Raw genomic sequence first — 10,441 nt, forward strand, 5'->3', positions numbered from 1 at the left:
CGGGCCGGTGGATCAGGCCTGGACGATGCCCGAGTCGGAGACGCGGATGTCCTTGGCGGTGCGGCCGGAGCCGGAGCCGAGGCCCTCGACGGCCTTGACGACGTCCATGCCCGAGACGACCTCACCGAAGACGACGTGCTTGCCGTCCAGCCAGTCGGTGACGATGGTCGTGATGAAGAACTGCGAGCCGTTGGTGTTCTTGCCGGCGTTCGCCATCGACAGCAGACCCGGACGGTCGTGCTTCAGGGTGAAGTTCTCGTCGGCGAACTTCTCGCCGTAGATGCTCTTGCCGCCGGTGCCGTTCTCGTTGGTGAAGTCGCCACCCTGCAGCATGAAGTTCGGGATGACGCGGTGGAACGGGGAGCCCTTGTAGCCGTAGCCGTTCTGGCCGGTGGCCAGCTCGCGGAAGTTGCGGGCGGTCTGCGGCACGACGTCGTCGAACAGGCGGAACTCGATCCGGCCCAGCGACTCGCCGTCGGCGGTGATCTCGAAGTAGACGTTTTCGTTGCTCATGGGTCCCATCCTGTCACTCCCGGTGCCGCGCGCACCCCGGCGGGGCCGTTTCCCACCCGAACCCCGCCTGGCGCCCCTCCCTGCTCCCATCCTGGGCCCCATCCCTGGCCCCCTCCCTGGCTCCCGTCCCTGGCTACGCCCTCCCGTCCTTTGCAGTGGCTGTGTCGGGGGATGGCGGGAGGGGCGGGCGGAGCCCGGGTGGGGCGCCAGGCGGGTGGGCAACCCCCGTCCGAGCCCGGCAGGGCTCGGCAGGAGGAGCGGGCCGCGGCGGTAGCGCCGTAGCCCCGCCCCCGCCCGCCCGCCTCAGCCCGACGTTCTCGTGCCCGTGCCCTTTGCCGCGTCCAGGGCGTAGACGCAGCGGTCCTTGCTGCAGGCGTAGACCACGCCCGCGCGGGCCACCGGGGAGCCGGCGATCTCGCCTCCCGTGGCGAGCTTCCAGCGGAGCTGGCCGCCTGCCGCGTCCAGGGTGTACAGGCAGTGGTCGGCGGAGCCGAAGTGCACACGGCCGTCCGCGACCACCGGGGCACCGGTGATCTCCCCGCCCGCCGCGAACCGCCACTTCGGGGTACCGGTCACCGCGTCCAGGGTGTACAGCGCGCTGCCCGAGGCCAGGTGGACGTGGCCGTCGGCGACCACCACCGGTTCGGTGGACTGGCGCGGCTCGGTGGCGATGCGCCAGCGGTCCTTGCCCGTCGCGGCGTCGATGGCGTACACGGTGCCGAGGTAGTCGGCCAGGTAGACACCGCCGCCGGTGACCGCGGGGCCCGGGGCGAAGGCGGGCGCCGCCAGGAACGCCGCGGGGGCCTCGAAGTGCCAGCGGACCCGGCCCGAGGCCCGGTCCACGGACAGCACCCGGGTGCCGGCCGTCACGTAGACGTTGCCGTCGGGCGCCGGGGTGACCCGGACCGGCACGTTGCCGCAGGAGGCCGCGTCGCCCACCGGGTAGGACCACGCCTCCCGGCCCGTACGGGCGTCCAGCGCGCGCAGCCGGGCGTCCTGCCAGACGTACGCGTAGCCGTCGTGCAGGACCGGTGCCGCGTCGGCGGTCTCGAAGTCGGTCTGGGCGCCGGTCAGCGTCCACAGCTGCTGCCCGTTCGCCGCCTCGTACGCCTGGACGCCGCCGCCGCGCGTGGCGGTGAGCACCGTGCCCCGGTCGGCGCGCAGCGCGTAGACCCACGCGTCGGAGGCGAGGCGCCAGCGCTCGCTGCCGTCGGCGGCGTCGAGCACGTACAGCGACGGGCCGTCGGAGGCGTGGATCCGGCCCTCCGCGACCGCCATCGCCCAGGCAACGTCGCGGGTCTTGAACTGGCGGCGGCCGCTGCCCACGTCCAGGGCGTGGACCTCGAAGGAGGTGACGTAGAGGAGGTCGCCGGCGACGGTCGGGGTCCCCCAGACGTCGTTGGACATGCGGAACCGCCAGGGCCGCCAGCGGCCGCTGTCCGGCGCCGGCCCGGGCCGGGGCACGGCGGGAGCGGGCGTCGCGGGCGCGGAGGCGGCGACGCCGCCCGGCGGGCGGATCCACCCGGTCGCGGAGTCGGCCGATCCGGGCGCGGCGGACACCGGGCGCGGGCCGGGGCCGATCGGCACGGGGGAGGCGCCCAGCCGGACCGGCTCGGCGGAAGCCGGGGCGGGGACGACGGCCGCGGACACGGACGCGGCCGCGGGGGCCCGGCCGGGCGGCGGGGTGAACGGGGGGTGCTGCGGCCGCGGCGGGGCGGCATGGCCGGTGCGCGGGTCCGCCCAGGGGTCACCGGGCGCGGGCCGGCCGTCGGGGGCCGGGCGCTCACTGCGGTGGGTGGGGCCCTGACCGGGGCCCTGACCGGGACCGGGAGCACCCGCACCACCGGCACCACCACCCGCACCACCGCGGGGACCACCGGCGCCGGCGCCACCCGCGCCCGCCCCGCCGCTGGTCCGCTGCCCCGCACGCCGCGTCTCGATCATCGCGACCGCGCGCCCGGGCAGCCAGGCCGAGGCGGTGCCGCTGTCGTCGCCGGCGGAGAAGAGGTGCGGGGCCAGCTGCGCCTGCAGGTCGGCCGGGGTGGGCCGGAGCGTCGCGTCCATCTGCATGCAGGAGTCGATGAGCGGGCGCAGCTCGTCGGGCAGGCCCTCCAGGTTCGGGCCCTCGCGCAGCAGCATGAACACGGTCTCCACCGGGTTCGCCCCGTGGTAGGGCGGGTGCCCGGTGGCCGCGAAGACCAGGGTGGAGCCGAGCGAGAAGACGTCGCTGGCGCCCTTCACGCTGCGCGAGTCCTTCGCCTGCTCGGGCGACATGTAGGCCGGGGTGCCGACGGCGACGTTGGTCATGGTCAGCCGGGTGTTGGAGACACCGCTGGCGATACCGAAGTCGATCACCCGCGGGCCGTCCTCGACCACCAGGACGTTGGACGGCTTGAGGTCGCGGTGCACCAGGCCGGCCTGGTGGATGGACTGCAGCGCCTCCGCGATGCCGGCCGCGAGCCACCGTACGGCCTGCGCGGGCATCGGCCCGCACTCGTTGACGATCTCCTCCAGGGAGGGCGCCGGGACGTACGCGGTGGCCAGCCAGGGCACCGCTGCGCGCGGGTCGGCGTCGACCACGGCGGCGGTGTAGAAGCCGGAGACGGCGCGGGCCGCCTCCACCTCGCGGGTGAACCGCACCCGGAACAGTTGGTCCTCGGCGAGCTCGGTGCGCACCGTCTTGATCGCGACCCGGCGGCCGGATGCCGACCGCGCGAGATAGACCAGCCCCATGCCGCCGGCCCCGAGCCGGCCCAGCACCTCGAAGGGGCCGATCCGTCTCGGGTCGTGCTGCGTCAGCTGCTCCACCACTCGCCTCACACCTCCCCGTACGGGCCCAGGTCCGGGCCCGCGCACCCCGATTCTGTCAGGCCCCGGGCCGACCCGGCTCCGAGTCCGCGCCGGGCCCGTCCGCAGATCCGGACTCCGCGCCGGGCTCCGCCCCGGATGCGGCTTCGGACGCGGCCCCGGGTGCGGGTCCGGAGGCGGTTTCGGACGCGGGTTCGGAGAGCAGGGCGAAGGCCGCCCCCTGGTCGTCCGCGACGACGGCGATCCGTCCGTACGGCGTGTCGAAGGGGTCGGCGCTGACCCGGCCGCCCAGGCGGCGCACGGTCGCCACCGCGGCGTCCACGTCGGGCACCGCGAAGTACACCAGGAAGTGCGCCGGCATGAATTCGGGGAACGCCTCGGTGATCAGCGTCCGGCCGACCACGGCGGTGTCCGGTCCGGGCGCACTGCCGGGCGGCGACCAGGTGCGGTAGTCGATTCCGGCGTCCTGCTGGTCCTGGGCGACGTAGCCGAAGACCTGCGCGTAGAAGGTGTCGACCTCGTCGCGGGCCCGGGTGTAGACCTCGGTCCAGCAGTACGTGTACGGCTCCATGCTGGCCTCGAAGCCGTGGTGGGTGCCGGGCTGCCAGAGGCCGAAGACGGCGCCGCCCGGGTCGGCGGCCATCCCGGCCGTGCCGTACGGGCCGACCGGCATGGGGTCCATGACCAGCTGGCCGCCGGCGCTGCGGATCCTCCGGGCGGCCGCGTAGGCGTCGGAGGTGTAGAGGTAGACCCCCCAGACGGTGGGCATCCGGCCGTCGGGCTTGGGCGCGAGGGCGGCCACGTTGCGGCCGCGGCTGTACGCCTGGGTGTAGCCGCCGTACTGGGCGGAGGGGGCGGTGAAGGTCCACCCGAACAGCTCACCGTAGAAGCGCTTGCCCGCCTCGACGTCCGGAAGCGAGGCGTCCACCCAGCAGGGGGTGCCCTCTGCGAATGCGGCCATGGGCGCCTTTCCTTCCGTTTTGACATGCTGTGCGCCCACCCATGATCCGCCAGAACCTTTGTCCACAGCCTGTTGATAGGACTATTCAGGCGATTCCGGGCGCCGCACCGCCGTGTGGGCAGTCGCGCCTCGCCCTGCGCCGGCCTCGGCTCCGGCCCGGCCCCGGCCCCGGCCCGGCCCCGGCGCGGCCGCGGCGGCGGACCCAACCCCGCGCGGAGGCACGCCCGCACCCCGCACCCCCACCACGGAATCCCAGGCCAAGCCCCCCGTAACCCCATTTGCAGGCGGCCGAATCGCGCCCCCACCCCCCCTCGGTAAGCTGACGGCATGACAGGACAAGTACGCACCGTCGACGGCCGCGTTGCCGGCCGGCGCGGACAGGCGACGCGGCAGAAGCTGCTGGACTGCCTCAGCGAGATGCTCAGCACCTCGCCGTACCGCGACGTGAAGGTGATCGACGTCGCCCGGAAGGCCGGGACCTCCCCCGCGACCTTCTACCAGTACTTCCCGGACGTCGAGGGCGCCGTCCTGGAGATCGCCGAGCAAATGGCGAGCGAGGGCGCGCAGTTGACGGCTCTGGTCGAGGGCCGCTCCTGGGTCGGCAAGTCCGGCTGGCAGGCGGCCGAGGAACTCGTCGACGGCTTCCTGGAGTTCTGGCGGAGCAACGACGCGATCCTGCGCGTCGTCGACCTCGGCGCGGCCGAGGGCGACAAGCGCTTCTACAAGATCCGCATGAAGATCCTGAACTCGGTCACCAACTCCCTCACCGAATCGGTAAAGGAGCTCCAGGCCAAGGGCAAGGTTGACAAGGACGTCAGCCCGGCCGCGGTCTCCGGCTCGCTGGTCGCCATGCTCGCGGCCGTGGCCTCGCACCAGAAGGGCTTCCAGACCTGGGGCGTCAAGCAGGCCGAGCTGAAGCCGAACCTGGCGCTGCTCGTGCACCTGGGCATCACGGGCAAGAAGCCGACGAAGTAGGCGGCGGACCCGCCCGGGTCCGCCCGCCGTAGCCACACCCGGCCGGCGCCGCCGTACGCCCCGCAGGACCACGCGGCCTGCAGGACCACACGGCCTGCACCGTCACACGGCCCGCACCGTCACACAGCCCCCGTCACGCGTCCTGCGCCGCCCCCGGCCCCGCCCCGGCCGTCCGGCGCCGCTCCAGCCGGAACAGCCTGATCTCGCGTTCGATCCGCGCCTGGTAGGTCGCGTACGGCGGCCAGAACCGCAGCACGGCCCGCCACGCCGCCGCGCGCTCCTCCCCCTCCAGCAGCCGCGCCCGGACGTCGACGTCCTGCCCCTTCCAGCTGATCCGCGCGTCCGGGTGCTTCAGCAGGTTCGCGGTCCACGCCGGATGCCCGGGCCGCCCGAAGTTGGAGCCGATCAGCAGCCAGGTCGCCCCGCCCGGCTCCGGCATGCACGCCAGCGGCGTGGTGCGCGGCTCACCGCTCTTCGCGCCCCTGGCGGTGAGGATCACGCCGGGCAGCATCTGCGCGCTGAGCATGACCTTGCCGCGGGTCAGCCGGTGCACCGCCTTGTCCATGGCCGGCACGAAGTGCGGCGCGATCCTCGCGAACAGCTTCGTCGAGGACACCTTCTGCATGAGCTTGAGCCCAGGGGTCATCGCACGACCACCTTCTCCTCTGCCGACGCGGCGGCGGTCGTGGTCGCGGTCCCGGCCCCGGCGGCGGTTACGGTCACGGCGGCGGAGCCGGCGCCGCCGGCCGCGACCCCGACCGCACCGGCACTCGCACCCGCGCCTACACCCGCACCCGCTCCCCCTCCCGCGGCTCCCCCCGCGGTGAACAGCCCCGCGTTCTGGGCCGCGTGGGCGCGCAGCCGGTGCACCGGCCCGAACAGCAGCTCGTCGGCGGCCGCGCGCTTGAAGTACAGGTGCGCGTCGTGCTCCCAGGTGAAGCCGATGCCCCCGTGCAGCTGGATGGCCTCGCCCGCGGTGATCCGCAGCGCCTCCAGGGCCTGCGCGAGCGCCAGCCCGCCCTGCTCCGGGTCCCAGGCCGCGTAATAGGCCGCCGAGCGGGCCCCCTGGACCTGTACGTACAGGTCGGCGAGCCGGTGTTTGACCGCCTGGAAGGAGCCGACGGGCCGGCCGAACTGCTCCCGCTCCCGTACGTACTCCACGGTCCGGGTCAGCACGTGGTCGGCCGCCCCGACCGCCTCGGCGGCGAGCACCGCGGCGGCGGTACGGCCGGCCGCGGCGAGCGCGCCCCGGACGTCCGCCCCGTCCTCCTCGTGCACCCCCAGCAGCTCGGCCGGTACGTCCCTCAGCTGGACGCGCGCCTGCGGCCGGGTCTCGTCCAGGACGGTCTGCCGGGCCCGTACCAGGCCGGGCGCGTCCTGCCGTACGAGGAACAGCAGGGTGCGGCTGCGCGCGAACCCGCCGGTGTGCGCCGCGACCAGCAGCAGTCCCGCACTGTGCCCGTCCAGCACCTGGGCGGCCTCGCCGTACAGCCGCCAGCTCCCCGTCCCGTCCCGCCGGGCCTGCACCCCGCCGGCCCGGCCTCCACCGGACCACTCCCCCGCACCCTCTTCGCCGGTCAGCGCGAGGGCGGTGGCGAGCGCGCTGCCCGGCACCACCAGGGCGGCGGTGAGGCCGCCGCTCGCGAGCGGCGGGAGCAGCTCGGACCGCTGGGCGGCGGTGCCGAGCGCGGCGATCAGCGGAGCGCCCAGCACGGCGGTGCCGAGCAGGGGCGAGGGCAGCAGCACCCGGCCGGTCTCCTCGCAGGCCAGGACCAGGTCGGCGGGGGCGCAGCCGACGCCCCCGTACTCCTCCGGGACCGCGATCCCCGGCAGTCCCAGCTGCCGGCCGAGCTGCTGCCACAGCTCGCGGTCGTAGCCGGCGTCGGTCCGTACGGCGGCCTTGACCTCGTCCGGACCGCAGCGTTTGCCCAGGATCTCGCGCAGGGTGCGGCGCATCTCGTCCTGCTCCGCGGTGAAGGCGGCGTCCATCGGCGGGCTCCTCCCCGTATCTGACGGTGCGTCATGTTAGAGCGGGGGGCGGGAGATGCCCAGAGCGGCGGCCGGGGAGATCCGACCGCCGCACGGCAGCGGCCAACCGCCCGCACGACGGCCACCGGCGGCCCACACCTGCCGACCCCACGGTTTCTGATGTACCGTCAGATTCATGGCGGGAGGCAACGTGGTCAACTTCAACGTCAACACCAAAGAGCGCCGCAAAGTGGCCGTGGTCGGTGTCGCGCTCTCGGACTGCGGACGGGTGGACGGCCCCACTCCGTACGCCCTGCACGCCCAGGCGGCGCGGCGCGCCCTCGCCGACTCGGGCCTGGACCGCTCCGTGATCGACGGCTTCGCCTCGGCCGGACTGGGCACGCTGGCGCCGGTCGAGGTCGCCGAGTACCTCGGCCTGCGGCCCACCTGGGTGGACTCCACCTCGGTCGGCGGCTCGACCTGGGAGGTCATGGCCGCGCACGCCGCGGACGCCATCGCGGCGGGCTCGGTGAACGCGGTGCTGCTGGTCTACGGCTCCACGGCGCGCGCCGACATCAAGGCCCGCCGGCGCACGTCCAACCTGTCCTTCGGCGCGCGCGGACCGCTGCAGTTCGAGGTCCCGTACGGGCACACGCTGATCTCCAAGTACGCCATGGCCGCCCGCCGACACATGCACGAGTACGGCACCACCCTCGAACAGCTCGCCGAGGTCGCCGTCCAGGCCCGCGCGAACGCCGCGACCAACCCGGACGCCATGTTCCGCGACCCGATCACGGTCGACGAGGTCCTGTCCGGCGAGATGATCGCGGACCCGTTCACCAAGCTGCACTGCTGCATCCGATCGGACGGCGGCTGCGCGGTGCTCCTGGCGGCCGAGGAGTACGTCCCGGACACCGCCAAGACCCCCGTGTGGATCCTGGGCACCGGCACCTCGGTGTCCCACACCACCATGTCGGAGTGGGAGGACTTCACGGTCTCCCCGGCCGCCGTCTCGGGCCGCCTGGCCTTCGAACGCGCGGGCGTACGCCCCTCGGACGTGGACCTCGCGGAGATCTACGACGCCTTCACGTACATGACCCTGGTCACCCTGGAGGACCTCGGCTTCTGCGCGAAGGGCGAAGGCGGCGCCTTCGTCGAGAAGGGCCGTCTGCTCCGCGACGGCGCCCTCCCGGTCAACACCGACGGCGGCGGCCTGTCGGCCTGCCACCCGGGCATGCGCGGCCTGTTCCTGCTGGTGGAGGCCGTCCGCCAACTCCGCGGCGAGGCCGGCCCCGGCCAGGTCCGCAAACGCAACGGCACCCTCCCGGAACTGGCGGTCGCCTCGGGCACGGGCGGCTGGTTCTGCTCCTCGGGAACGGTGGTCCTGGGGCGGGGGTGAGGGAGGCGGGGGTGAGGGGGACGGGGGTGACCGGGGCGGGGTGATGGGGGGCGAGGGTCGGCCGGGGGGCGGTCCTACGCCGCCTCCTGTGGCCCACTCCACCCCCCGAGCCCCACCGGGCCCGGTCGGGGGTTGCCCACCCGCCCTCCCGGCACCGTGCCGCCGGGCCCGACCGACGCAGCCGGGCGGGGCCGGGCCACCAGCCGGACTCCGCCCGGACGGGACGGGGCGGCGGCCGGGACCGGGGCAGCAACCGGACTCCGATCGGTCGGGACCGGATCGGCGGGCGGGACCGGGTGTGCACCGGTGCTTCGCCTGGGCGGTATCGGGGTGGTGCCCGGGGGTGGCCCGTCAGTCCCAGTGTCATTACGGGTCCGTCAGCCCTGTCAAGGGCGCTCCTTCGTCGCGTCGCCCGGAGGGCGATGGCCCGTTGGGCCACCCTTGACAGGACAGCCGGCCCCGCAACGACAAGGACTGTCGGGCCGCCCCCGGGGGACGGCACGGGGGACCCGAGGCCAGTCGTCATCGGCTTCGGCGGGCACGGGCAGCGGCTCCGCTCGGCCGGCCGCCCTCCGGGCGGGAAGCCGAATCCCGGTCGACGGGATCACTGCACGCCAGCGCGCCCAGGGCGCGTCAGATCGCTACATGCTCCTGCCTCTCAGCGGATCCGACCCGCCCGTGGCCGAACATAAGCCGCCATCGATCGCTACACGGTTCGGGCTGCCTCGGCAGCCGACGGGCCGGTGGGTCTGCTGCATGCAGATGGCAACGAGGCCTCCAAGCGGCTGATCCAGCGCTGGGAGTCCGGCACGAGCAAGACCCCTCGGGGCGTCTACGCCAGGGCTTTGGAACGGGTCACCGGCCGTCCGGTCGAGGCACTGGGGTTCACCCTGCCCGTGCCGATGGCACGGGTCCACGCAGACGGGAAGGGAGGACATGACATGGAGACCGGTGCAACCGGTGTGGTGTCTGCTGCGGTGGGTGGGCAGCCCGCTGCACAGGGGGGCGAGGAGACGTTTTCGGGGGTGTGGCTCAGCCGCTACGAGTTCTTCTCGTCGAGCAGGGGCGATTCGTACGAAGGCAAGCACCACGTAGTGATCGTCCAGCACGGGAATCGGCTGACAGTTCAGAGCCTGCCCGGTGCGAGCAGCAACCCGGACAGCCCGCTCACGCTGGACCTGACCGTTGACCGCAACGTAGTCACGGGCACGTGGGTCGAGCAGACTGCGTCAGATGGCTACTACAACGGGGCCCGCTACCACGGAGCCATCCAACTCCTGGTCGAGCCGACCGGACGGCGCATGACCGGAAAGTGGGTGGGTTTCGGCAAGGACTTCGACGTGAACACCGGTCCCTGGGAACTCCGGCTGGTGGACCGGTCAACGAACAAGGCGACGCTGGAGAGGTACAGCCAGCCGCCGGCGTGATCACACGTTGCCGAAAGCATGCTCGCCGACGTCGTCCATGATCCGATCGGCTCAGGCACGGACGGCCTGTCGGCCGCCATGCTCGGAATGCGCACGTAGCGATCGATGGCGGCCTATGTTCGGCCCCTGACGGCCCGGATCCGCTGAGAAACAGGACCACGTAGCGATTTGGGGCGCCCTGGACGCCCTTTCGTGCAGTCATCCCGTCGACTGCACTTCTGCTTCCGCCCGGAGGGCGGCCGGCCGAGCGACAGCCGCTGCCCGTGCCCGCCGAAGCCAGAGTCGATGGCGCCTCGGTCCCCCCGTGCCATCCCCCGGGGGCGGCCCGACAGTCCTTGTCGTTGCGGGGCCGGCAGGCCTGTCAAGGGTGGCCCAACGGGCCATCGGCTT

At 73.8% G+C, this 10,441-nt stretch carries 8 protein-coding genes; 3 read left to right on the plus strand and 5 right to left on the minus strand.

Going from position 1 to position 10,441, the window contains the following annotated elements; all coding sequences use genetic code 11:
• Positions 1-12: 12 nt before the first annotated feature.
• From AB0O36_RS31835 to AB0O36_RS31845, 3 genes are all read right to left on the minus strand, one after another.
• Positions 13-513, minus strand: a complete 501-nt coding sequence (locus tag AB0O36_RS31835; RefSeq protein WP_365116170.1) for a peptidylprolyl isomerase — start codon at positions 511-513, stop codon at positions 13-15.
• A 303-nt stretch (positions 514-816) separates the two neighbouring features.
• Positions 817-3,324, minus strand: a complete 2,508-nt coding sequence (locus tag AB0O36_RS31840) for a PQQ-binding-like beta-propeller repeat protein (RefSeq protein WP_365116172.1) — start codon at positions 3,322-3,324, stop codon at positions 817-819.
• Positions 3,325-3,379: 55 nt separating this feature from the next.
• A complete protein-coding gene (locus tag AB0O36_RS31845) occupies positions 3,380-4,282 on the minus strand; it encodes a VOC family protein (RefSeq protein ID WP_365116175.1) in 903 nt (300 codons plus the stop codon).
• Between the two features lie 327 nt (positions 4,283-4,609).
• On the opposite strand from AB0O36_RS31845, the gene AB0O36_RS31850 reads away from it, so the two are divergent.
• A complete protein-coding gene (locus tag AB0O36_RS31850) occupies positions 4,610-5,257 on the plus strand; it encodes a TetR family transcriptional regulator (protein ID WP_365116177.1) in 648 nt (215 codons plus the stop codon).
• Positions 5,258-5,390: 133 nt separating this feature from the next.
• Here AB0O36_RS31850 and AB0O36_RS31855 read toward each other — a convergent pair whose 3' ends face one another.
• Both AB0O36_RS31855 and AB0O36_RS31860 read right to left on the minus strand, forming a co-directional pair.
• Complete coding sequence (locus tag AB0O36_RS31855) at positions 5,391-5,903, minus strand: nitroreductase family deazaflavin-dependent oxidoreductase (protein ID WP_365116180.1); 513 nt, start codon at positions 5,901-5,903, stop codon at positions 5,391-5,393.
• Positions 5,900-7,246 carry an acyl-CoA dehydrogenase family protein gene (locus AB0O36_RS31860; RefSeq protein ID WP_365116183.1) on the minus strand — a complete coding sequence of 449 codons (1,347 nt, stop codon included), beginning with the start codon at positions 7,244-7,246 and terminating at the stop codon, positions 5,900-5,902. The genes AB0O36_RS31855 and AB0O36_RS31860 overlap by 4 nt, the downstream gene beginning before the upstream one ends.
• Before the next feature lie 175 nt (positions 7,247-7,421).
• On the opposite strand from AB0O36_RS31860, the gene AB0O36_RS31865 reads away from it, so the two are divergent.
• Complete coding sequence (locus AB0O36_RS31865) at positions 7,422-8,624, plus strand: acetyl-CoA acetyltransferase (protein ID WP_365116186.1); 1,203 nt, start codon at positions 7,422-7,424, stop codon at positions 8,622-8,624.
• A gap of 743 nt (positions 8,625-9,367) precedes the next feature.
• Complete coding sequence (locus AB0O36_RS31870; protein ID WP_365116189.1) at positions 9,368-10,051, plus strand: XRE family transcriptional regulator; 684 nt, start codon at positions 9,368-9,370, stop codon at positions 10,049-10,051.
• Positions 10,052-10,441 lie beyond the last annotated feature (390 nt).

The organism is Streptomyces sp. NPDC089799 (genome assembly GCF_040684755.1).
Lineage (GTDB): Bacteria > Actinomycetota > Actinomycetes > Streptomycetales > Streptomycetaceae > Streptomyces.

Coding starts and splice junctions, on each gene's coding strand:
- AB0O36_RS31855 (WP_365116180.1), bottom strand. CDS start 5,903: ATGACCCCTGGGCTCAAGCTCATGCAGAAGGTGTCCTCGACGAAGCTG.
- AB0O36_RS31865 (WP_365116186.1), top strand. CDS start 7,422: ATGGCGGGAGGCAACGTGGTCAACTTCAACGTCAACACCAAAGAGCGC.
- AB0O36_RS31850 (WP_365116177.1), top strand. CDS start 4,610: ATGACAGGACAAGTACGCACCGTCGACGGCCGCGTTGCCGGCCGGCGC.
- AB0O36_RS31860 (WP_365116183.1), bottom strand. CDS start 7,246: ATGGACGCCGCCTTCACCGCGGAGCAGGACGAGATGCGCCGCACCCTG.
- AB0O36_RS31845 (WP_365116175.1), bottom strand. CDS start 4,282: ATGGCCGCATTCGCAGAGGGCACCCCCTGCTGGGTGGACGCCTCGCTT.
- AB0O36_RS31835 (WP_365116170.1), bottom strand. CDS start 513: ATGAGCAACGAAAACGTCTACTTCGAGATCACCGCCGACGGCGAGTCG.